Origin of the sequence: Kitasatospora sp. NPDC098652 (genome assembly GCF_044760155.1) — a bacterium.
In the GTDB taxonomy this organism is placed as follows: Bacteria; Actinomycetota; Actinomycetes; order Streptomycetales; family Streptomycetaceae; genus Kitasatospora.
Genome location: NZ_JBIWAQ010000011.1, coordinates 1 through 21,774, shown reverse-complemented (window position 1 = coordinate 21,774; position 21,774 = coordinate 1). Strand labels below are relative to the sequence as shown.

Sequence of the window (21,774 nt, the reverse complement as noted above, 5' to 3'; positions counted from 1 at the left end):
CCGTGCCCCCGTGGTCCCAGGATCGTCCGCGATCCGGGATAATCGGTGCATGAGTGAGCGTCCGCGGCTGACCGTGCTCTCCGGCCCCTCGGGGGTCGGCAAGAGCACGGTCGTCGCTCATATGAGGAAGATGTACCCCGAGGTCTGGCTCTCGGTGTCGGCCACCACCCGGCACCCGAGGCCCGGCGAGAAGAACGGGGTCCAGTACCACTTCGTCGACAACGACGAGTTCGACAAGCTGATCGCCAACGGCGAGCTGCTGGAGTGGGCCGAGTTCGCGGGGAACCGTTACGGCACCCCGCGCGCGGCGGTGCTGGAGAAGCTGGAGCGCGGTGAGCCCGTCCTGCTGGAGATCGACCTCCAGGGCGCCCGCCAGGTGCGCGAGTCGATGCCGGACGCCCAGCTGGTCTTCCTGGCTCCGCCGAGCTGGGACGAGCTGGTCCGTCGGCTGACCGGCCGGGGCACCGAGCCGCAGGACGTGATCGATCGGCGGCTGGAGGCGGCCAAGGTCGAGCTCGCGGCCGAGGCCGAGTTCGACACGACCCTTGTCAACACCTCCGTCGAGCAGGTAGCGGCCGAACTGCTAGCCTTGCTCGGTGTAGCCTGACCTGTCAGTCTTTTCCACCCTTTCGGAAGGTTTTCGCGTGTCCTCTTCCATGACCGCGCCCGAGGGCATCATCAACCCGCCGATCGACGAGCTGCTTGAGGCCACCGACTCGAAGTACAGCCTCGTGATCTACGCCGCCAAGCGCGCGCGCCAGATCAACGCTTACTACTCCCAGCTCGGCGAGGGCCTGCTGGAGTACGTCGGCCCGCTGGTCGACACCCACGTGCACGAGAAGCCGCTGTCGATCGCGCTGCGCGAGATCAACGCCGGCATGCTGACCGCCGAGGCGGTCGAGGGCGCCGTCTGAGGCAGCCCCGCAACTTCCCCGGAGGGCCGGGCGGAATCCTTCCGCCGGGCCCTCCGGCGTTTCCGCTGGCCGTCTTCTGGTCGGGGGTGGGGCACGGTGCGGGTGATCGCCGAGGGGTCGTAGGGTGAGCGGGTTCCCGAGCTGTCGGGTGCCCGATGCGGACATGCGGAGAAAGGCCGGTAGATGAGCGCGAGTGCGGACGCCCCCCGCGTGGTCCTCGGTGTCAGCGGCGGGATCGCCGCCTACAAGGCGTGCGAGCTGCTGCGCCGGTTCACCGAGTCCGGCCACCAGGTCACCGTGGTGCCCACCGCGGCGGCGCTGCACTTCGTCGGCGAGGCCACCTGGGCCGCGCTCTCCGGCCGCCCGGCCGCCACCGAGACCTGGGAGCGCGTGCACGAGGTGCCGCACGTCCGGATCGGACAGCAGGCCGACCTGGTGGTGGTCGCCCCCGCCACCGCCGACCTGATCGCCAAGGCCGCCCACGGGCTCGCCGACGACCTGCTCACCAACACCCTGCTCACCGCCCGCTGCCCGGTCGTGGTGGCGCCCGCGATGCACACCGAGATGTGGGAGCACCCGGCCACCCGGGAGAACGTCGCCACCCTGCGCCGCCGCGGGGTGATCGTGCTGGAGCCCGCCGTCGGGCGGCTGACCGGCAAGGACACCGGCAAGGGGCGGCTGCCCGAGCCCGGCGCGATCTTCGAGGCCTGCCGGGCCGTGCTGCGCCGTGGCGGGGCGGTCCCGACCGACCTGGCCGGCCGGCACCTGGTGGTCTCGGCCGGCGGCACCCGGGAGCCGCTGGACCCGGTGCGCTACCTCGGCAACCGCTCCTCCGGCAAGCAGGGCTACGCGCTCGCCGTGACCGCCGCGGCCCGCGGGGCGAGGGTGACCCTCGTCTCGGCCAACGCCGAGCTGCCGGACCCGGCCGGGGTGGACGTGGTGCACGTCTCGACCGCGCTGGAGCTGCGCGAGGCGGCACTGGCGGCGGCCGCGGACGCGGACGCGGTGGTGATGGCCGCGGCCGTGGCGGACTTCCGGCCCGCCGAGTACGCCACCGGCAAGATCAAGAAGGTCGAGGGGGTCGAGCCGGCGCCGGTCGCGCTGGTCCGCAACCCCGACGTGCTGGCCGAGCTGTCGGCGCACCGACCCCGTTCGGGTCAACTGGTGGTGGGTTTCGCGGCGGAGACCGACGACGTGCTCGCCAACGGCCGCGCCAAGCTCGCCCGGAAGGGCTGCGACCTGCTGGTCGTCAACGAGGTGGGCGACGGCAAGGCCTTCGGGCAGGACGTCAACGAGGCCGTGGTACTGGGCGCGGACGGCAGTGAGACCCCCGTACCGGTGGGCCCCAAGGAGGTGCTCGCGGACGTGGTCTGGGACCTGGTGGCAAAGCGGCTGGAATCGGGTCGGAACTGATCGATTCCCGCTCGATTCCCGACGGATTCCGGCTTGAGAACGTTCTTGATTTCCGGAAGCGGGTGACGTTCGGCGGAAGCAGTTGGTTAGACTCCAGGAATCAAGTCTTTCCGGATGTCCCCGGTTCGCCGGGGGCCTTCAGTCAGCAGCCGCTGCAACCCCAGGGAGCGCTGTGTCTCGCCGCCTGTTCACCTCGGAGTCCGTGACCGAGGGACACCCCGACAAGATCGCTGACCAGATCAGCGACACCATCCTTGACGCTCTCCTGCGGGAGGACCCGACCTCCCGGGTCGCCGTGGAGACGCTCATCACGACCGGCCAGGTGCACGTGGCCGGCGAGGTGACCACCAAGGCGTACGCTCCGATCGCCCAGCTCGTCCGGGACAAGATCCTGGAGATCGGCTACGACAGCTCCAAGAAGGGCTTCGACGGCGCCTCCTGCGGCGTGTCGGTGTCCATCGGTGCCCAGTCGCCCGACATCGCGCAGGGTGTCGACACCGCGTACGAGGCCCGGGTCGAGGGCGATGAGGACGACCTGGACAAGCAGGGTGCCGGCGACCAGGGCCTGATGTTCGGCTACGCGTCCGACGAGACGCCCGAGCTGATGCCGCTGCCGATCACCCTGGCGCACCGCCTCTCCCGCCGCCTCACCGAGGTGCGCAAGAACGGGACCATCCCGTACCTGCGCCCCGACGGCAAGACCCAGGTCACCATCGAGTACGACGGCGACAAGGCCGTCCGCCTGGACACCGTGGTCGTCTCGACCCAGCACGCCAGTGACATCGACCTGGAGTCGCTGCTCACCCCGGACATCCGCGAGTTCGTCGTGGAGCCGGAGCTCAAGGCGCTGGCCGACCAGGGCATCAAGCTGACCACCGACGGCTACCGCCTGCTGGTCAACCCGACCGGCCGCTTCGAGATCGGCGGCCCGATGGGCGACGCCGGCCTCACCGGCCGCAAGATCATCATCGACACCTACGGCGGCATGGCCCGCCACGGTGGCGGCGCCTTCTCGGGCAAGGACCCGTCCAAGGTGGACCGCTCGGCCGCGTACGCGATGCGCTGGGTGGCGAAGAACATCGTCGCCGCCGGCCTCGCCCGCCGCGCCGAGGTGCAGGTCGCGTACGCGATCGGCAAGGCCGAGCCGGTCGGCCTGTTCGTGGAGACCTTCGGCACCGAGACCGTCCCGGTCCTCAGCATCCAGAAGGCCGTCTCCGAGGTCTTCGACCTGCGCCCGGCCGCGATCATCCGCGACCTGGACCTGCTGCGGCCGATCTACTCCCAGACCGCCGCGTACGGCCACTTCGGCCGTGAGCTGCCGGACTTCACCTGGGAGCGCACCGACCGCGTGGAGCAGCTCAAGGCTGCCGTCCAGGACTGACGTCCCGGCTCCGCGGAGCGGCGCCCACCCCCGTCGCGGGGGTGGGCGCCGCTGCGCTTTGTGCGTCCTGTCGGTGTGACCTGGTAGTACTTGGGAGCGATGAGCAGCACAGGGGAGAACGGGGGCGCCGAGCCGGAGCAGCTGGCGTTCATCCGGGAGACGGTCAAGCGGGCCAAGCCCCGGTCGTGGCGCGGGGCCAAGCGGGCCGAGCACCTGCCGGTGGCCCGGGTCGTGGTGGACAAGGGCGTGCTCACCATCGACAAGCTCTTCGACTACGAGGTGCCCGCCGCGATGGCCGAGGAGGCCCAGCCGGGCGTCCGGGTCCGGGTGCGATTCGGGGCAAGGGTGGTCAAGGGGCAGCGCGAGGGGGGGGAACTGCACGACGGGTTCATCGTCGCCCGCCTGGAGAAGAGTGATTTCGCCGGCCCGCTCGCCCCGCTCGCGCAGGTGCTCTCGCCCGAACCGGTGCTCAGCCCGCAGCTGCTGCGGCTCTGCCGCACCGTCGCCGACCGGTATGCCGGGACGCTGGCCGACGTGCTCCAGCTCGCCGTGCCGCCCCGGCACGCCAAGGCCGAGGCGGAGCCCTCCCCGGCGCCGCTGCCGCGCCCCCAGGCCCCGGCGCCCGGGGGCTGGCAGCGCTACCCGGCCGGGCCGGACTTCCTCACCGCGCTGGCCGCCGGCGGCTCGCCGCGGGCGGTGTGGGCGGCGCTCCCGGGGCCCGGCTGGCCGTACGAGATCGCCCGGGCGGTCGCGGCGACGCTGGCCGGCGGGCGCGGCGCCCTGGTCGTACTGCCGGACCGCCGGTCGGTCGCCCGGGTCGACCGGGCGCTGACCGAGCTGCTCGGCCCCGGGCGGCACATGGCGCTGGAGGCCGACCTCGGCCCGCGCGAACGCTACCGGCGCTGGCTCGCGGTCAGCCGCGGCTCGGTGCACGCCGCGATCGGGACCAGGGCCACCATGTTCGCGCCGGTCCGCGACCTCGGGCTGGTGGTGGTCTGGTCCGACGGGGACGGCAGCCACAGCGACCCGCGCGCCCCCCACCCGCACGTGCGCGAGGTGGCGCTGCTGCGCGCCGCCGAGGAGGGCGCGGCCGTGCTGCTCGGCGGGCACGCGGTGACCGTGGAGGGCGCCCAGCTGGTCGCCACCGGCTGGGCCCGGCCGCTGGTCGCCGACCGGGAGACGGTGCGGCAGGTCGCCCCCCGGGTGCGGACCGTCACCGACCAGGACCAGCACCGGGACGCCGCCGCCCAGGCCGCCCGGCTGCCCTCGGTCGCCTGGGAGGCCGCCCGGGAGTCGCTGGCGGCCGGGCACCCGGTGCTCATCCAGGTGCCCCGGCGCGGCTACGTGCCCCGGCTCGCCTGCGGCCGCTGCCGAACCCCCGCCCGCTGCCGGCGCTGCGAGGGGCCGCTGGAGGCGCCCTCGGCCGACGCCTCGCTCAGCTGCGGCTGGTGCGGGGAGGCGGAGAACGACTGGCACTGCCCCGAGTGCGGCTCCTTCCGGCTGCGGGCCCAGGTGGTCGGCGCCCGGCGCACCGCGGAGGAGCTGGGCAAGGCGTTCCCGCGGATCCCGGTCCGGACCTCGGGACGGGACGCGGTGCTGGACGCCGTGCCGGACGAGGCCTCGCTGGTGATCTCCACCCCGGGCGCGGAGCCGGTGGTCGAGGGCGGCCCCGGGTACGGGGCGGTGCTGCTGCTGGACGGCTGGGCCCTGCTCGGCCGGCCCGACCTGCGGGCGGGGGAGGAGACCCTGCGGCTCTGGCTGGCCGCCGCCACCCTGGCCCGGCCCGCCGGGGAGGGCGGGACGGTCGTCGTGGTCGCCGAGCCCTCGGCCCGGCCGGTGCAGGCCCTGGTCCGCTGGGACCCGCTGGGGCACGCCGGGCAGGAACGGGACGAACGGGCGCAGCTGCACTTCCCGCCGGTGTCGCGGATGGCGTCGGTCAGCGGGAGCCCGGCGGCCGTCGCCGACCTGCTGAACCTGATCCGGCTGCCGGAGGGCGCGGACGTGCTCGGGCCGGTGGCGGTGCCCGCGCTGCGCGGGGAGGAGCAGGAGCGGGCGCTGCTGCGGGTGGCGCCCGGGCAGGGGGCCGCGCTGGCGGCGGCGCTCAAGGCGGCGCAGATCGCGCGGATCGCGCTGCGGACGGCGGAGCCGGTGCGGGTGCGGGTGGATCCGACGGACATCGGGTAGCGGTGGGTGGCGGGCCTGCGGGGGTGAGGGGCCTGCGGGGGTGAGGGGCCTGCGGGGGCGGGGTGAGTGGGCCACCCCGCCCCGGGGCGGCCCCGTCGTCGGCGCGGGTGGTCAGCCGCGGAGGGGGATGCCGGTCGGCGGGCGCTCGGCGGGCGTGCGGTCGCGGTCGACGGGGGTCCGGTCGAGCGGGGTCCGGTCGATGGGGGTGCGGTCGATGGGGGTGCGGTCGAGCGGCGTCCGGTCGACGGGCGAGCCGACGGGGGTGCGGTCGATCGGGGTGCGCTCGATGGGGGTGCGCTCGATCGGGGTGCGGTCGAGGGCGTTGCGCTCCAGGCTGGAGCGGTCCAGGCCGCCCTGGCGGGCCGCCGGGACGGTGGCGGCCAGGCCGCCGCTGCGTTCGGTGGGGACGGGCAGCTCCTCGGAGCGGTCCGGGCGGGTGGGGCCGGGGACGGCGCCGCTGGCGGCGAGGAGCTCGCTGGTCGGGCGGCGCATCCCGTAGCGGCGGTGGACCGCCTGCTTGGTGACCCCGAGGGCGGAGCCCACCGAGTCCCAGGAGAAGCCCAGCGCCCGGTCGAACTCGACCGCCGCCGCCACCAGGGTCTCCACGCTCTCCCGCAGCTCCTGCGCCAGGCGCACGGTCGGCGCCGGCGCCCGCCCGTACACCACGAAGCCGGCCGAGGTGCTCGGACGGCGCGGTCGGTAGACGTTGCCCAGCTGGGCGGTGAGCGTCCGCAGCGCGTCGACCTGGCGCCTCACCCGCTCGATGTCCCGCACCAGCAGGTGCAGGCTCGCCCGCGCCCGGGCGTCGTGGTTGATCTGCTCAGCCATGGCCTACGTGCCACCTTCCGTACGGTTCAGCTCGGCCGGGGCGCGGTGTCCCGTGCGCCCGGCCCTGGTCAATCTCTCTTGACCAACGCCGAAGCGGGGGCCGGGGTAACGCGGCTCGGCGACTCGGGATATGCCAGACGCCGGTGCGGGCGTCCGAGGACGGCCCGTCGGAGTGCCCGGGCGGGTTGCATAGACTTGGCGGGAAGCAGCCGTTGACCGAAGCCCGAGCCCAGCCCGGACAGGAGCCCGTACCCCGTGGCGATCCAGCCGATCCGTCTCTTCGGAGACCCCGTCCTGCGGGCCACCGCCCAGCCGGTGACCACCTTCGACAAGGAACTGCGCAAGCTGGTCGCCGACCTCACCGACACCATGCTCGACGCCCCCGGCGCCGGCCTCGCCGCGCCCCAACTCGGCGTCTCGCTGCGGGTGTTCACGTACCACGTGGACGGCGTGACCGGGCACCTGATCAACCCGGACCTGTCGCTCAGCGAGGACGAGCAGGAGGGCCCGGAGGGCTGCCTCTCGCTGCCCGGACTGCGCTTCGACACCAAGCGCGCGTACGGCGTGGTGGCCAAGGGCTTCAACATGTACGGGGATCCGGTCACGCTGGAGGGCACCCAGCTGCTCGCCCGGTGCATCCAGCACGAGACCGACCACCTGGACGGCATCATCTTCATCGACCGGCTCGACCGGGAGCAGCGCAAGGCCGCGTTGAAGGCCGTCCGGGAGGCCGACTGGGGCACCGGGCCGGCGCCCGTCGTCAAGGTCTCGCCGCACAGCACCTTCGGCTCCGCGCGCTGAGTTCGTTCCCCGATTCCCGTATGCAGAAAGGCACTTGATGCGTCTCGTCTTCGCCGGCACCCCCGAGGTCGCCGTTCCCGCCCTCGACGCGCTGATCGCCTCCGACCGGCACGAGGTCGTCGCGGTGGTCACCCGCCCCGACGCCCCCGCCGGGCGCGGGCGCAAGCTGGTCGCCAGCCCCGTCGCCCAGCGCGCCGAGGAGGCCGGGATCGAGGTCCTCAAGCCGGCGAAGCCCAGCGACCCGGACTTCGTCGCCCGGCTCACCGAACTCGCCCCCGACTGCTGCCCGGTGGTCGCCTACGGTGCGCTGCTGCGCCCCGGCACGCTGGAGATCCCGAAGCACGGCTGGGTCAACCTGCACTTCTCGCTGCTGCCCGCCTGGCGCGGCGCGGCCCCCGTCCAGCACTCGGTGCTGGCCGGTGACGAGGTGACCGGCGCCTCCACCTTCCTGATCGAGCAGGGCCTGGACTCCGGCCCGGTCTACGGGGTGATCACCGAGGAGATCCGCCCGAGCGACACCAGCGGCGAACTGCTCACCCGGCTCTCGGTCTCCGGCGCCCGGCTGCTGGTGGCCACCATGGACGGCATCGAGGACGGCTCGCTGCACGCCGTGCCGCAGCCCGCCGAGGGCGTCACCCTCGCGCCGAAGATCACCGTCGAGGACGCCCGGATCGACTGGAACCACCCCGCGCTGCGGATCGACCGGGTGGTGCGCGGCTGCGCGCCCGCGCCGGGCGCGTGGACGGAGTTCCGGGGCGAGCGGCTCAAGGTCACCGGGCCGGTCAAGCTGCTGCCGGAGTCGGCCGAGCTGGCGCCGGGCGAGGTCGCGATGGTCGGCAAGAACAGCGTGCGGGTCGGCACCGGCTCGCACGACCTGGAGCTGGCGGAGGTGCGTCCGCAGGGGAAGAAGGAGATGCGGGCCGCCGACTGGGCGCGCGGGGCCCGGCTGGAGGCCGGGGAGCGGTTCGGAGGCTGAGCCTGCGCTCCGGCGCTACTGTTCGTTTGGCGTTACTGTTCGTTCTGTTCCGTACGATCTTGTTCTGTTCCATGCGATCCGTACGATCCGTACGATCCGTACCGAAACAACCACCGCAGCACTAATAACCACCGCAGCACTTTGAGGTATCCGTGAGCACGCCCCCGAACACTCCCGCCGGCGCCAAGCGCGCCCCCCGTCCGCACCGGCGGCCCAAGAAGGACCCGGCCCGGATCGTCGCGTTCCGGGCGCTGCGCGCCGTCGACGAGCGCGACGCGTACGCCAACCTGATCCTGCCCTCCCTGCTCCGCGAGGCCGAGCAGAAGGGCATGGACCGGCGCGACGCCGCCCTCGCCACCGAACTCGTCTACGGCACCCTGCGGCTCCAGGGCACCTACGACGCGGTCATCGCCGCCTGCATCGACCGGCCGCTGAGCAAGGTCGACCCGCCGGTGCTGGACGTGCTCTCGCTCGGCGCCCACCAGCTGCTCACCACCCGCATCCCCAGCCACGCGGCCGTCTCGGCGACCGTCGAGCTGGCCCGGGTGGTGCTCGGCGACGGCAAGGCCAAGTTCGTCAACGCCGTGCTGCGCCGGATCAGCGCCCACGACCTGGACGCCTGGATCGAGCGGGTCGCCCCGCCGTACGACAAGGACGCCGAGGACCACCTGGCGGTCGTGCACTCGCACCCGCGCTGGGTGGTCTCCGCGCTCTGGGACTCGCTCGGCCGCTGGCAGCCGGACGCCTCCGGGCGCACCGCGATCGAGGAACTGCTGCGGGCCGACAACGCCCGGCCCGAGGTCACCCTGGTCGCCCGGCCCGGCCGGGCCACCGTCGGCGAGCTGGCCGAGGTGCTGCCCGAGGCCGAGCCCGGGCGCTGGTCCCCGTTCGCGCTGCGGCTCGCCGAGGGCGGCGACCCCGGTGCGCTGACCGCCGTCCGGGAGAACCGGGCCGGCGTGCAGGACGAGGGCAGCCAGCTGGTCGCCCTGGCGCTCGCGAGCGCGCCGCTGGACGGCCCGGACCGGCTCTGGCTGGACGGCTGCGCCGGACCGGGCGGCAAGGCCGCCCTGCTCGGGGCCCTGGCGGCGGAGCGCGGCGCGGGGCTGGTCGCCAGCGAGAAGCAGCCGCACCGGGCCCGGCTGGTGGCGCGGGCGCTGGAGGGCAACCCCGGCCCGTACACGGTGATCGCGGCCGACGGGACGCGCCCGGCCTGGCGCTCCGGCGGCTTCGACCGGGTGCTGGTCGACGTTCCCTGCTCCGGCCTGGGCGCGCTGCGGCGCCGCCCGGAGGCGCGCTGGCGGCGCCGGCCGGCCGATGTCGCGGCCTTCGGCCCGCTCCAGCGGGACCTGCTGCGCTCGGCGATCGACGCCACCCGGATCGGCGGCGTGGTCGGCTACGCGACCTGCTCGCCGCACCTCGCGGAGACCCGGGCGGTGGTCGACGACGTGCTGCGTGAGCAGGGCGGCCGGGTCGAGTGGATCGACGCCCGGCCGCTGCTGCCCGGCGTTCCGGCGCTCGGCGACGGGCCGGACGTGCAGCTGTGGCCGCACCTGCACGGGACGGACGCGATGTACCTGGCGTTGCTGCGGCGGACGGCCTGAGCGGCTGGGTGTAGCTCTGGGTGGGGCTCCGGGGGGCTCCGGGGCTGGGTAGGGCTCCGGGGCTGGGTGCGGGTGCGGCTCCGGGGCTGGGTGCACCTCTGCTTGCACCTCCCGTAAGGGGAGGCGGCAGGGTGGTGGCCATGAACGGCGACGCGCTCCGGCCGGTACACCCGGCTCTGACGATCGGTGAACTGGCTCGGCGGACCGGGCTGACGGTGAAGACCGTCCGGTTCTACTCGGACCAGGGGATCGTGTCGCCGGCCGACCGCACCCCGGCCGGCCACCGGCGGTACGGCGCGGACGCCGTCGCCCGCCTGGATCTGGTGCGCACCCTGCGCGAGCTCGGGCTCGGCCTGCCGGAGATCCGGCAGGTGCTGGGCCGGGAGCGCGCGTTGTCCGAGGTCGCGGCGGCGCACGCCGCGGCGCTGGACGTCCGGATCCGGGTGCTGCGGCTGCGGCAGGCGGTGCTGCGGACGGTGGCCGCGCGCGGGGCGACCACGGAGGAGTTGACGCTCGTGCACCGGCTGGCCCGATTGACGGAGGACGAACGGGGGCGCCTGGTCGGGGAGTTCCTGGCCGCGGTGTTCGGCGCGGCTGCGGTGTCCGGAGGGGGCGCGGCGTCCGGAGCGGGCGCCGGGTCCGGTGTGGAGGGGCGCTGGGGTGGGGTGGCCACGTCGCTGACGCCTCGGTTGCCGGAGCAGCCCTCGGACGAACAGGTCGAGGCCTGGGTGGAGTTGGCGCTGCTGGCCGGGGACGACGGGTTCCGGGAGCTGTTGCGCACACTGGCGGAGGACGAGGCGGCGGAGGCCGCGCCCGGTGCGCCGCCCCGGCCCGGGCTGGCCGTACTGGTGCGGGAGACGGTCGGGCCGGCGGTGGCGGCGGGAGTGGAGCCGGGATCGGCGGAGGCCGCGCGGGTGGTCGCGGCCCTGCTGGAGCGGTACGCGGGCCTGGTGGGTACGGCGGGGGCGGGGGAGCAACTGCGGGCCCGGCCGGTGGATCCGTCGGTGGATCCGCCGGTGGAGCGGTTGGTGGATCGGCTGGTGAGGCGACTGCGGGCGATGGCGGACCCCCGGCGGGAGCGGTACCTGGAGCTGCTGGCAGTCGTCAACGGGTGGGTGGCGCCGGAGAGTTCGGGTGAGGTGCTGGACTGGGCGGTACGGGCCGTGCAGGCTGTGCAGGTTGCGCGGGCGGCGGAGGTTACGGCTGGAGGGGAGGCGGGGCCGGGCAGTTGGTGAGGAAGGCGTGGGCCTGGGCGCGGAGGTGGTCGACCGGGGGGTCCTCGCAGATCACCTCCAGGCCGAGCGCCGCGAACCCGCGCAGGTGGTGGGAGGACTGGTAGGCGAGGTAGGGCCGGTGGTCGTCGTCGGGGTCCAGGCCCACGGCGAAGGTCGCGAAGAGGGTGCGTTCCCGCTCGGTGTCGGCGAAGTCCGTCCGGGAGAGCGTCCATTCGAACTCGTACGGCTCGGGCTCGGCGGGCAGGTCGAGGAGGGTCTGGGCGAGCCGGCGGACCTCGTCCGGGTCGGCGAAGGGGAGCGACTCCGAACCGAACGGCGCGGCCGCGAACAGCTCCCACGCCGGTCCGTTGCGACGGACGGTCAGTTCCCACGTGCCGTCCTGGTCGTGCCAGTGGCAGCTGAGGATCGAGTCCATGGTGGTCAACCTCCCTGTGGGGCCGGGTCGTTACGTTTTCTCCTCATCGTGGCACACCGGTCCGACCGGGGCGCGTGGCGTGACCCGGCCGCGGGCGGCCCGCCAGGCCTCCCGCAGGGCGTCGTAGCCGAGCACGGTGACCGCGTGCTCGGCGAGCAGGCGGTGGGCCTCGGGGGAGACCAGGAAGTCGTAGTCGCTGCGGCGGACGCGCCTGCCGTCGTCGGCGGGGCCGGCGGCGGTGGCGGGGTCGGTGGTGGCGGCGGCGCTGACGGTGGTCGGGAGGCTGGGGTGCGGGCCGGCGGCGAGGCTCGGGTGGACGGCCCACTCGGTCAGGCCCGGCGGGAGGGCCGCGAACAGGCGGGCGTAGTGGGCGGGTTTGTCCTCCGGCGGCACGGCGAAGCTGTCGAGGAAGCCGTGGTCGACCACCGGCAGCCCGTGCTCGCGCAGCCGGTCCAGGGCGGGCGGCAGCCAGACCCGCACCGCCAGGTCGTACTCAGCGCCGAGGTCGAGGGTGAGGTCGAGGATGTCCTCGCGGCCGCCGTCGGCCAGGCAGTGGAAGTCCAGGTGGGTCGGGCTAAGGCCGCTCGCCTCGACGGCGTCGATCTGGGCGCGGAACTCGCGCTCGACGTCGTCGATCCGGGCGTTCGCGGCGAGCGTGGCCCAGCCGGCCGGGGTGGGGGCTGCGGTGGGCATGGGGGCAGTCTTCACCCGGGGAGGGGGCGGGCGCGCGGGGATTTCCGCTCGGCCTCGGCCGGGCTCCGGTGGGGGCGGGCCCGGTCGGGGGCTCAGTGCGCGGCGGTCGTGTCCTCGGGAGTGGCCTGGGAAGTGGCGCCGGAGGTGCCCTCGGGGTTGTCCGGGGTGTCCGGGTCGTTCGAGGTGGTCGGGGCGGGGTGCCACGGGCGGTCGGGGCGGGTCGGGACGGGGGCGGAGGTGAGGCGCAGGCCGTACACGTCGTGGCCCGGCGCCGGGGAGAGGACCGGGCCGAGGTACTCATGGCCGGTCAGGTGGCACCAGGCGGGCAGGTCGAGCGGGGCGGCCGGATCGGTCGTCAGGATGTGGACCACGGCGCCGGCCGGGAGATGGGCGATCTGCTTGCGCAGGCGGAGCAGGAGTTGGACGCAGAGCAGGCCGGTGCCGTCGACGGTGAGGTCGGGGGCGGCGTTCGCGGGGGCGGCGGCGTTGCGGACGGCGTCGTCGGGGGTGGTCATCGGGGGATCTCCTGGGTGATGCGCCAGAGGCGGCGGGGCAGGTCGCCCTCCTCGAAGGCGTGGACCTCGGCGAGGTGCCAGCCCTCGGCGAGCCGGTCCACCAGCTCGCGGGGGAAGAAGTGGACGGCGAAGCCGCCGTGTTCCCAGATGTCGTCCCCGTGGCCGGTGCCGGCGCCGTAGTGGGCGTCGCCGGTGTGACGGACGGTGTAGACGAAGGTGCCGCCCGGGCGCAGGACCCGGCGGACCTCGGCGACCAGGGCCTCGACCTCGGGTGTGGTGAGTGCCATGCAGAGCAGCATGTGGGCGAAGACCGCGTCGACGGAGGCGTCGGGGAGGGGCAGCGGGTCGCGGACGTCGTGCACGGTGGTCCGGACCCGCTCGGCCAGGCCCTGCGCGGCGGCGGTGGTGCGCAGTTGCTCCAGGCCGGTCGGGCTGAAATCGGTGGCCAGGACGGAGAAGCCGGTACGGGCGAAGTGGAGGGCGTCGCGGCCGTGGCCGGCGCCCAGTTCGAGCACCTCGCGGGCGCCGGCGGCGGCGAAGGCCCGGGCGGCGTACCGGGCGGGGGCGGACGGCTGCTCGCCGTACATCTCGGGGTGGGAGCGGTAGGTCTGCTGCCAGTGGGTGCGTTGGGCCTCGGCGAGGGCGGGCTCCCGGTGCGGCGCCGGGGCGGGCGTCGGGTCGGGAGTGCGGGTCATGGTGCTGCTGCCCTTCGCGGGGGTTCGGCGTGGTGCTGGTGCTGGTGCTGGTGGTTCTGGTGGTGTCGGTGGTCCTGGCCCAGCCTAGGGCTTCGGGAGGTGGCGGTGTTCGGGGGCGGTGCCGCCGAGGCGGGTGAGCAGGGCGGAGAGCTGGGTGAGGTCCTCGCCGCTCCACTGGTCGGGGGCGAAGTGCTCGGTGGCGACCTGGCGGGCGGTGTACAGCATCTCGGCGAGCCGCTCGCGGCCGGTCGGCGTGAGGGCGGCGTACGCGACCCGGGCGTCGCGGGCGGCGGCCTCGCGGGTCACCAGGCCGATCCGCTCCAGCGGGGCGAGGCCGCGGGTGACGCCGGAGGCGGTGAGGCCGAGGGCCTCGGCGAGGTCGACCCGGCGCATCCGGCCACCGGGGGCCTGGGCGAGGTGCAGCAGCAGGGTGAAGTCGGACAGGCTCACGCCGTGCAGGCCGCTGAGGCTCGCGTCGAAGCGCTTGACCACGGCTGTCTGGGCGCGGACCAGGCGCAGTGCGGTGTCGAGTGGGTCGGGGTGGGGGGCGGTGTCGGGGCGGGGGTTTTGGCTGGGGTTGGGGTCGGGGCCGGGGTTCTCGGGGCTTGTCATTGCCACCTCCTTGACTGCTCAAGTATATGCACGGGCGGAGCCGTCAAGGAGGTGGCAGGGGAGGGGGGTCGGTCAGCCGGTGGTGCCGGCGGAGCGCCGCCGGCGCTTGCCCAGTGGCGCTTGGGAGAGGTCCTCGGCCTGGGAGCGGAGGTTCTTGAAGCCGTAGCCGCGGGCCGTCAGCCAGGACTGCGCGGCCTGTTCGGCCCGCTCGGTGGCCTCCAGGATGTCCTCCTCGGCCTCGCCCTCGTCCAGGAAGCGGAAGGTGAAGGCGGTGCGTGCGGTGAGGTCGTAGCTGAGGTGGCCCTCGCGGGTGAAGGCGGCGTGCAGCACGTCGTGCTCCGGGGCGGCGGCGAGGAGCTCGGCGCGCTGCTCCTCGCTGAGTCCGTCGAAGACGCCGCGCACCATGATGCGGAAGGTTCGGGTGGTCATGCCCCGACGATAGGCAGTGGGGGCGGCGGACCGCCAATGCGATTTCGGTGGCCGGGTCGGCGGTGTGCCATGGCGTGGCTCACCGGAGGTCGGCCGGGGCGGCGAGGCCTGCTGTGAAGGACTCGACGGCGTCAGCTAGGGAGGCGGGGGCTTCCAGCGGGAGCAGGTGGCCGGCGCCGGGGACGACCGTGAGGCGGGCGTGCGGGAGGTGGGGAAGCAGGTGGGTGCGGAGCAGCTCCGCCGGTTCGACCCGATCGTGTCGGCCCGTCAGGACCAGGGTTGGCACCTGGATCCGGGCACTGGCGGCGGTGATGTCGGTGGCGAGGCCGTGCAGCGGCCACTCCTCGCGGGCCGGGAGGTCGGCGGCCATGCTGTCCTGGACGGCGGCGGCGCGTACCCCCGGCGGCAGCGGGGTGGCGGTCAGGACGTGGTCGAGGGCGTGGCCCACGGACTGCGGTGAGTCGTAGGCGTGGGCGAGCGCCTGCCGGTGGTCGAGGGTGGCGGTGGGGGCCGGTCGCGGCGGGGCGGGGGCGACCAGGACGAGCCCGGCCAGGCCCTCCGGCCGTTGCGCGGCGGCGAGTTGGCACACCTTGCCGCCCATGGAGTGGCCGACCAGGACGAAGTGGTCCAGGGCGAGCCGACGGGTGACGGCGAGGAGGTCGTCGGCGAGCTGCTCCAGGTGGTACGGGCCGGGCAGCGCGCGGGACCGGCCCCAGCCGCGCTGGTCGTAGCGCACGGTGCCGCGCCCAGGCGGCAGGTGGCCGACGAAGGCGTCCCAGGTACGGGCCGAGCCGCCCCAGTAGTGGGCGAGGACCAGGGTGGGGCCGCCCGGGGCCTGGCGCTGGTGCTGACCTTGGACCTGGTGCCGGACCTGGAGGGTGCCGCCGTCGACGGGGACGGGGGTGAGGGGGTGGGCGGGGGTCTGGGCAGGGGCGGGGCGGCTGGTGGATTCCGGCAGCATGGTGGTCTCCTCGGAGTGGGTGCTCCCAGGAGGCTACGGTCGGGAGCGGGCCTGAGGCGCGGTCGAAAGGTGCACAGTGACAGTGGAAAACGGACAAGCTCCCGGGATCCGGCAGGTGCGCTACAGCCCGGAGGCCGGGTCGGCGGGGTTCGGGGTGGAGGTGTTGAGCTTCGAGCGGTTGCGCCGGATGGACCGGGCCCGGCGCCGGGAGCGGCCGCAGCGGCCGGACTTCCACGTGCTGGCGCTGGTGCGTTCGGGCAGCGGTCGGCAGGTGGCGGACTTCGTCGACCACTCGCTGGGGGAGCGGAGCGTGGTCTGGATCCGCCCGGGTGTGGTGCACCGGTGGGCGGAGGTCGACGGGGTGGACGGGCCGCTGGTGCTGTTCGAGCCGGAGGTCCTGGCGGGGGTGGTCGGGGCGGGGGCGTCCGGGGCGGCCGGGTCGGCTGGGCTTGCCGGGGATGCCGCGTTCGGGGCGTCCTGCTGGCAAGTGGACGAGGAGGACTGGGGGTTGGTGCTGGCCGGGGTCGAGCACCTGGCGCGGGAGCATGCGGCGGCGGTGGCCCGGGAGGAGCCCTTCTCCAGGGCCCTGCTCGGGCACCTGCTGGCGGCGCTGCTGCTCCGGGTCGCCCCACCCGAGTCAGTACGGCCGTCGGCGGCGACCGGCGACCGGGAGGTCTTCCGGCGGTACCGTACGGCGGTCGAGGAGAGCTTCGCCCGGCGGCACCACGTCGCCGACTACGCCCACGAACTCGGCTACACGGTACGGACCTTGACCAGGGCGAGCCGTGCGGCCAGTGGGCTCGGGGCGAAGCGCTTCCTGGACGAGCGCATCCTGCTGGAGGCCAAGCGGCTGCTGGCGCACACGGACCTGTCACTGGCCCGGTGCGCGGAGCGGGTCGGCTTCGATGACGCCGCCAACTTCGCCGCCTTCTTCCGGCGGCTCGCCGGGGAGTCGCCCGGCCACTGGCGGGAGGCCGCGGCCGGCCGCTGAGCCGGTGGGATCAGCGGGCGAAGGGACCGAAGACGGTGACCGCCAGGCGCAGGGCCTGGGGCGGCGTGCCGCCGCTGGAGCCGACGGAGTAGACCAGGCGCTTGCGCAGGTCAGCGGTGGCGAAGTAGCCGCCGGAGTAGCCGAGGTCGTGCCCGGACTTGCCCCAGACCACGGTGCCGTCCCGTAACGGGAGGGACAGCAGCCCGGCGCTGTAGCAGGCCTTGCCCTTGTCCGGCCCCAACCGGCAGTCGTCGGTGCCGTGGTAGGGCAGCAACTGCCCGGAGGCGTCGCGTGGCAGGGTGAAGAGGTCGTGCAGCTGCTGCGGTGGCAGGAGCTCGCCGTCGAACAGGGCGCGCAGGAAGCGGTCCAGGTCGGCCGGGGTGGAGATCATCGACTCGGCGTTGCCACCCTGTTCGGAGACGTCCGTCGGGATACCGGCGTTGCTGTCGAGGTATCCGGTCAGGTGCGGTTCGGGCATCTGCGGCGCGCCCCCGGTCAGTTCGGTGTGCCGCAGGTGGAGGGGGTCGAGGATGCGGGTGGTCACCTCCTGCTGGAGCGAGCGGCCCGTCACGCGTTCGATGAGCAGGCCGGCCAGGCGGTAGTTGAAGTTGTTGTACTCCTGCTCGGTGCCGGGCGTGGCCGGCACGGGCCAGGGCCGGTCGGTGGGCCGCAGGGTGCGCTGGACGACCTCGTCGAAGGTCTCGATCCCGAAGCGCTGGGCGATCAGGCCGTCGCGGTCGCCGTTCTCGACGCCCACCGGGCCCTCCACGGCCTGCGGCAGTCCGCTGGTGTGGTCGAGGAGTTGGCGGACGGTGACCGGCTGGTAGACCGGGCTGCCGCCCGTCCCGTCGGGCAGGACCCCGGGCAGGTACTGCTGGACGGTGCCGTCCAGGTCGATCCGGTGCTCGGCGGCGAGTTGGAGCACCACGGCGGCCACGAAGGTCTTGTTGATGCTGCCGATCCGGAAGGCGGCGTTCGGCGCGACCGGCTGCCCGCTCACCGGGTCGTCGGCGGTACCGCGCCACGCCTGGCCGTCGACCGTCACCCGGGCGAGCGCACCCGCGGTGGGATCCCCTGGTCGGGTGGCTATGGCGGCGTTGAGCGCGGCTCTGTCGGGGCCGCCTCGGGCCGTGGTGGCGTCGGCCAGGGCGGCCGTGGGTGTGGCGGCGAGGAGCAGGCCGGCGAGGGCGAGGGCGGTGCGTTTGGCGATGGGCATGAGTCCTCCGGGGTCGGTGGGGCGGGCGGGTTCTGTGGTGTCCGCCTTGAAGGGACGCGATGTGACGTCAAGTCAGTTCTCTCATTCCGGGCGATCGGCCGTGGGCGTGGCGGCTCGGCGCTGCTCGGCCGGGGAACCGGCGGCCGGTGGCGGGCGTCGTGGACGGGGCGGGTGGATCGGTCGTGTGGGGTGCGGACAGGCGTGGGTGGTTGTGGACGGGTGCGGGTGCGGGGGCGTGCGGCTGGTGCGGTCGGCGGCCCACGACAGTGGCTACCGGCACAGCAGCTGTTTCGGGTTGGGTCAGGGGGCGGACGGGGTGGGCAGTTCGACGGAGTGGACCGTGAAGCCGCCGCTGGTGACGGGGGCGAAGGGGGCCAGCGCCATGCAGGTGCCGACGACGGGCTGGTAGGGATTGCCGTCCTTGTCCACGTCCGTGTTGCCCACGCCCCAGGAGAAGCCGAGGCGGTCCCGCCCGTGGCCGTGGGCGTCGTAGATGCTCAGGCCTATTCGCTGGCCGACCGGCAGGGCGTCGGACTTGGTGATCACAGCCGTCAGGGTGGCGACGGGGCCACCGGTGGCGAGGCAGTCGACCGCGGCGTCGGCCTGGCGGACCTCGCCGGTCTCGACCACACGGTGGGAGAAGTGGACGGTGCCCCGGGCGTCGGTGGGCAGACCGTGCGGAATGCCGGGGAGGGGGCGGCTGCCGGGGGCGGCCACAGCGTCGACCGTGAACCGGATCTCGTCGTTGGGGCGGGGGGCGTAGTGGATCCGGCCGGATCCACTGACCCGGGCGGTGGCGGTGGAGTCGGTGGCGGTGGAGTCGGTGGACGGGGCGGCACCGGCCGGGGCCGGTGCGGTGAGCGCCACGAGGGCGAGCCCCGTGACGGCGGCCGCGGCGGTGCGGGCGGCTCGGGCGCGGGCGTTGCGGCCGGTAGAGGCGGTAGAGGCGGTACGGGCGGTAAGGCCGAAGCGGAACACGGTGGAGACCCCCTTCTCCGGCGGCCCCGGTGGCCGCCGTCTCGGTGACGCCAAGACTGGCCGCCCCGACCCCCTCCCGACATGTGCCGATCGGCATAAAGCGACCGCCGGATCCGGCGCCCGGCCCTGCCGATCGGCAGGGCCGGGCAGGGCACCGGGGGCCGGGGGCTGGTCCCGCGACTACGCCCGGACCGGCAGTCGGGTGCAGACCGCCCCCGCCGCCAGCGGCGCCGCCTCGGCGCCCAGCGCGGTCAGGGTGAAGTCCGTGATCAGCGTATTGATGTCGGCGCTCTGCCGGACCAGGTAGTGGCTCCCGCCGGGCACCTCGTACCGCGCGAGGTCGGGCGCGACCTCCCGGGCGCGCAGCGCGTACTCCAGCGACTGGGCGGCGTTGGCCGCGCTGTGGTCGGCGGTGCCGTGCACGATCAGCACCCGCCGCCCGGCGAGCTGGTCGACCCGGTCGCCGGTGGGCAGCCAGGGGGCGAGCTCGGCCACCCCGACGACGTTCGGGTGCCCCGCGCACCAGAACGCGGCCCGCCCGCCGAGCGAGTTGCCGATGAGCACCACCGGCACGCCCGGGTAGCGGCGGTCGAGTTCCTCCAGCGCCCACCGGGTGTCGACGGCGGTGTCGGCGTCGGCGCCGTTCCAGCCGCCGTGGCGGTAGCGCAGCAGGTGCACCGCGAGGCCGTGCGGGCGGCCGCGGTCGGCGAGTTCGGCGGTGAGTCCCTGGAGGCCGAGCTCGGCGAGCCGCAGCGGTCCGCGCCGGCTGCGGATGAACCCGCCGGGGAGCAGCAGGGCGACGCCGGAGACCGGTCCGTCGCCCTCCCACGGGGTGAGCTGTGCGGTGTGCGGGCGCTGCGCTCGGAACACGCCGGTCCTTCCTGCGGACGGTCGGGGGACGGTGCTGCCCGGGGTAGCCCCTCGGCGGGACGGCCGGATCCCCCGGACGGCCGGGTTGCCGAACGGCGGGGTTCCCGAACGGCCGGGCTCCCGAACGGCCGGGCTCCCGGAACACCCGGATTCTACGGTTCCGGCGGTGGGTCGCAGTGCGTGACGAGGGACCACCAGACCCAGTCGTTGACCCGATGGCCAGGCGAAGCACCGGGGCACAGCAGAACGAGCGGCCGTGCGTCCACGTACGGTCGGGCGCCGAGGTCCACCCGGTCGGGGGCGCCCGCCCAGGCGCGCCTCAACCCGGCTCGGGGGTACGGGCGTTGGTCACCGGTCGTGACGGAGTGCGGTTGCGTCGAGCACGGCGGCGAGCAGGCCGGGGAGGCGGGCGTCGAGTTCGTCGCGGCGGAGCGTGACCAGGCGGGCCCGGCCGCTGGTGCGGACGGTGACCAGGCCGGCCTCGCGGAGGATCCGCCAGTGGTTGGACAGGGTCGACTTGGGGACGGTGAGCCCCTCGGGGCTGCAGGTGGTCTCGCCCTCCTCGGCGAGGCGGCGGACGAGTTGGAGCCGGACCGGGTCGCCGAGGGCGTGCAGGACGGTGGCGAGGTCGAAGTCCTCGGGGTGGGGCTGGGTCAGGGTCCGCATCGGGTCCTCGGGCTCCTCGGGTCCGGCACTGGTTCCGGCCGGCCCTGGCGGCGGGGCGGCGCGCTGTCTAGTATCCCAGTTCGACAGTTCGGGAAAGTCGAACTGTCCTGACGGTCGACTGGACCCTCCGGAGGTTGTGACGATGAAGGTGCTGGAGACGCTGGCCCGGGTGTACGTGGACGACCTCGACACGGTCCTGCCCACGCTGCGCGAACTCACCGGCGAGCGCGAGGGGTTGCGCTTCCCCTATGCGGGGGTGGAGGTCGCGCGGATCGGCGGCCTGCTGGTCGTCGCCGGCCCGGAGGAGGCGCTGGCGCGCTTCCGCAGGGTGCAGAGCACGCTGCTGGTCGACGACCTGGACGGCCTCGGGCCGCTGCTGGCCGCCCTGGGGGGCGAACTGCTGGACGGCCCCAACGAGGTGCCGACCGGCCGTAACGCGACCGTCCGGCACCCGGGCGGGGCGGTGTTCGAGTACGTCGAGTTCGTGAAGGACCGGGCCGTCTTCGCGGACTGACCTCTTTTGTCTCCGGCGCAGGCCCCGGCCTTCAGGCCGGGGTTAGCCGGTCCTTGGCCCGGAGCCGCGAAGCGGCGCAGGTCGCTGCGTTGTCAGTGACGTCCACTATGTTGATCACAGCAACCGAGGGGGGTGTTCCCATGCTGTCCGGTCGTAGGTATCGGCTTGAACTCACGCCGGATCAGGCGGAGTTGTGCATGATGTTCGGTGATGTGTGCCGGTCGGTGTGGAACACCGCTCTTGAGCAGCGCCGGGAGTACCGCCGCCGGGGTGCGTGGATGAACTACGCCCCGCAGTGCAAGGAGCTGGCGGAGGCGAAGCGGGAGTTCCCATGGCTGGCCGATGCTCCGTCGCACGTGTTGCAGCAGACCCTCAAGGACTTGGACCGGGCGTGTAAGGATCACGGGACGTTCAGGGTCCGGTGGCGGTCCAAGGCCCGCTGGTCGGCGTCGTTCCGGTTCCCGGCGGGGAACCTGATCACGGTGGAGCGGACCGGCCGGAAGTGGGGCCGGGCGAAGCTCCCGAAGCTCGGGTGGGTCCGGTTCCGCCGGTCTCGCCCGCTCGGGGGTGAGGTGCGGTCCGCGACCGTGTCCCGGAAGGGCGCGCACTGGTTCGTGTCGTTCCTTGTGGACGACGGCAAGAGCGCTCCGGAGCGGCACGCGATGCCGGGCACGGCGGTGGGTGTGGACCGGGGCGTGAAGGTCGCGGCGGTCACCAGCGACGGCGTGTTCCACGACCGCCCTTACGCTACCGACGGTGAGACGGCGCGGCTGCGCCGCCTGCAACAGCAGCTCGCACGGTGCAAGCGGGGCGGCAACCGGCGCCGGGCCGTCGTGGCGAAGATCAACGCGATCACCGGACGCGTCCGCGACCGCCGTGCCGACTT

23 protein-coding genes and 1 pseudogene are annotated in these 21,774 nt (G+C 74.3%); 12 read left to right on the top strand and 12 right to left on the bottom strand.

What is annotated here, in order from left to right; all coding sequences use genetic code 11:
- Positions 1-49 precede the first annotated feature (49 nt).
- The 5 genes from gmk (at position 50) to ACIQWA_RS23255 (ending at position 5,892) form a co-directional block, all read left to right on the top strand.
- The gene (gmk, locus tag ACIQWA_RS23275) at positions 50-607 is read left to right on the top strand and encodes a guanylate kinase (RefSeq protein WP_360230021.1); all 558 of its coding nucleotides are present in this window, start codon (positions 50-52) and stop codon (positions 605-607) included.
- A gap of 37 nt (positions 608-644) precedes the next feature.
- Positions 645-914 carry a DNA-directed RNA polymerase subunit omega gene (gene rpoZ, locus ACIQWA_RS23270; protein WP_350736755.1) on the top strand — a complete coding sequence of 90 codons (270 nt, stop codon included), beginning with the start codon at positions 645-647 and terminating at the stop codon, positions 912-914.
- A 183-nt stretch (positions 915-1,097) separates the two neighbouring features.
- Positions 1,098-2,327 carry a bifunctional phosphopantothenoylcysteine decarboxylase/phosphopantothenate--cysteine ligase CoaBC gene (gene coaBC / locus ACIQWA_RS23265; RefSeq protein WP_402485300.1) on the top strand — a complete coding sequence of 410 codons (1,230 nt, stop codon included), beginning with the start codon at positions 1,098-1,100 and terminating at the stop codon, positions 2,325-2,327.
- A gap of 172 nt (positions 2,328-2,499) precedes the next feature.
- Positions 2,500-3,708 (top strand): methionine adenosyltransferase, encoded by a 1,209-nt coding sequence (metK, locus tag ACIQWA_RS23260; protein ID WP_360230017.1) that lies wholly within the window; start codon positions 2,500-2,502, stop codon positions 3,706-3,708.
- Between the two features lie 99 nt (positions 3,709-3,807).
- Positions 3,808-5,892, top strand: a complete 2,085-nt coding sequence (locus ACIQWA_RS23255; RefSeq protein WP_402485297.1) for a primosomal protein N' — start codon at positions 3,808-3,810, stop codon at positions 5,890-5,892.
- Positions 5,893-6,285: 393 nt separating this feature from the next.
- Here ACIQWA_RS23255 and ACIQWA_RS23250 read toward each other — a convergent pair.
- Positions 6,286-6,720, bottom strand: a pseudogene (locus tag ACIQWA_RS23250) (hypothetical protein); the annotation flags it as partial.
- Positions 6,721-6,975: 255 nt separating this feature from the next.
- Between ACIQWA_RS23250 and def the strand changes: the two are divergent.
- From def to ACIQWA_RS23230, 4 genes are all read left to right on the top strand, one after another.
- Positions 6,976-7,521, top strand: coding sequence for a peptide deformylase (gene def / locus ACIQWA_RS23245; protein ID WP_360230014.1), 546 nt, complete (start codon positions 6,976-6,978; stop codon positions 7,519-7,521).
- 37 nt (positions 7,522-7,558) lie between these two features.
- Entirely contained in the window at positions 7,559-8,497 is a 939-nt protein-coding gene (gene fmt, locus ACIQWA_RS23240; protein WP_360230012.1) for a methionyl-tRNA formyltransferase, read from the top strand.
- Between the two features lie 152 nt (positions 8,498-8,649).
- Positions 8,650-10,098, top strand: coding sequence for an RsmB/NOP family class I SAM-dependent RNA methyltransferase (locus tag ACIQWA_RS23235; RefSeq protein ID WP_402485294.1), 1,449 nt, complete (start codon positions 8,650-8,652; stop codon positions 10,096-10,098).
- A gap of 140 nt (positions 10,099-10,238) precedes the next feature.
- The gene (locus ACIQWA_RS23230) at positions 10,239-11,333 is read left to right on the top strand and encodes a MerR family transcriptional regulator (RefSeq protein ID WP_402485291.1); all 1,095 of its coding nucleotides are present in this window, start codon (positions 10,239-10,241) and stop codon (positions 11,331-11,333) included.
- On the opposite strand, the gene ACIQWA_RS23225 is transcribed toward ACIQWA_RS23230, so the two are convergent.
- The 7 genes from ACIQWA_RS23225 to ACIQWA_RS23195 form a co-directional block, all read right to left on the bottom strand.
- Entirely contained in the window at positions 11,296-11,748 is a 453-nt protein-coding gene (locus ACIQWA_RS23225; protein ID WP_402485288.1) for a hypothetical protein, read from the bottom strand. The genes ACIQWA_RS23230 and ACIQWA_RS23225 overlap by 38 nt on opposite strands.
- A gap of 30 nt (positions 11,749-11,778) precedes the next feature.
- Positions 11,779-12,441: a ChbG/HpnK family deacetylase gene (locus ACIQWA_RS23220; protein WP_402485285.1), complete on the bottom strand. Its 663-nt coding sequence runs from the start codon at positions 12,439-12,441 to the stop codon at positions 11,779-11,781.
- Between the two features lie 92 nt (positions 12,442-12,533).
- The gene (locus tag ACIQWA_RS23215) at positions 12,534-12,956 is read right to left on the bottom strand and encodes a sulfurtransferase TusA family protein (RefSeq protein ID WP_402485282.1); all 423 of its coding nucleotides are present in this window, start codon (positions 12,954-12,956) and stop codon (positions 12,534-12,536) included.
- Positions 12,953-13,651 (bottom strand): class I SAM-dependent methyltransferase, encoded by a 699-nt coding sequence (locus ACIQWA_RS23210; protein ID WP_402485279.1) that lies wholly within the window; start codon positions 13,649-13,651, stop codon positions 12,953-12,955. The genes ACIQWA_RS23215 and ACIQWA_RS23210 overlap by 4 nt, the downstream gene beginning before the upstream one ends.
- Positions 13,652-13,735: 84 nt before the next feature.
- On the bottom strand, positions 13,736-14,263 hold the full coding sequence (locus ACIQWA_RS23205; protein WP_402485276.1) for a MarR family transcriptional regulator: 528 nt from the start codon (positions 14,261-14,263) through the stop codon (positions 13,736-13,738).
- Between the two features lie 72 nt (positions 14,264-14,335).
- Entirely contained in the window at positions 14,336-14,692 is a 357-nt protein-coding gene (locus ACIQWA_RS23200) for a DUF6204 family protein (protein WP_402485273.1), read from the bottom strand.
- A 79-nt stretch (positions 14,693-14,771) separates the two neighbouring features.
- Positions 14,772-15,653, bottom strand: coding sequence for an alpha/beta fold hydrolase (locus ACIQWA_RS23195; protein WP_402485270.1), 882 nt, complete (start codon positions 15,651-15,653; stop codon positions 14,772-14,774).
- A 115-nt stretch (positions 15,654-15,768) separates the two neighbouring features.
- Between ACIQWA_RS23195 and ACIQWA_RS23190 the strand changes: the two genes are divergently transcribed.
- Complete coding sequence (locus ACIQWA_RS23190; protein ID WP_402485267.1) at positions 15,769-16,644, top strand: helix-turn-helix domain-containing protein; 876 nt, start codon at positions 15,769-15,771, stop codon at positions 16,642-16,644.
- Between the two features lie 10 nt (positions 16,645-16,654).
- Here ACIQWA_RS23190 and ACIQWA_RS23185 read toward each other — a convergent pair whose 3' ends face one another.
- From ACIQWA_RS23185 to ACIQWA_RS23170, 4 genes are all read right to left on the bottom strand, one after another.
- Positions 16,655-17,860 (bottom strand): serine hydrolase domain-containing protein, encoded by a 1,206-nt coding sequence (locus tag ACIQWA_RS23185; RefSeq protein WP_402485264.1) that lies wholly within the window; start codon positions 17,858-17,860, stop codon positions 16,655-16,657.
- Positions 17,861-18,160: 300 nt separating this feature from the next.
- Positions 18,161-18,838 (bottom strand): hypothetical protein, encoded by a 678-nt coding sequence (locus ACIQWA_RS23180; RefSeq protein WP_402485261.1) that lies wholly within the window; start codon positions 18,836-18,838, stop codon positions 18,161-18,163.
- Positions 18,839-19,018: 180 nt separating this feature from the next.
- Positions 19,019-19,708 (bottom strand): alpha/beta hydrolase, encoded by a 690-nt coding sequence (locus tag ACIQWA_RS23175; RefSeq protein ID WP_402485258.1) that lies wholly within the window; start codon positions 19,706-19,708, stop codon positions 19,019-19,021.
- 348 nt (positions 19,709-20,056) lie between these two features.
- Positions 20,057-20,374, bottom strand: coding sequence for an ArsR/SmtB family transcription factor (locus ACIQWA_RS23170; protein ID WP_402485256.1), 318 nt, complete (start codon positions 20,372-20,374; stop codon positions 20,057-20,059).
- A gap of 142 nt (positions 20,375-20,516) precedes the next feature.
- Here ACIQWA_RS23170 and ACIQWA_RS23165 point away from each other — a divergent pair, with 142 nt between their 5' ends.
- Together ACIQWA_RS23165 and ACIQWA_RS23160 are read left to right on the top strand one after the other, a co-directional pair.
- Entirely contained in the window at positions 20,517-20,888 is a 372-nt protein-coding gene (locus ACIQWA_RS23165; protein WP_360229982.1) for a hypothetical protein, read from the top strand.
- Positions 20,889-21,028: 140 nt separating this feature from the next.
- The coding region (locus ACIQWA_RS23160) for an RNA-guided endonuclease InsQ/TnpB family protein (protein ID WP_402485254.1) at positions 21,029-21,774 on the top strand (746 nt) is incomplete at its 3' end.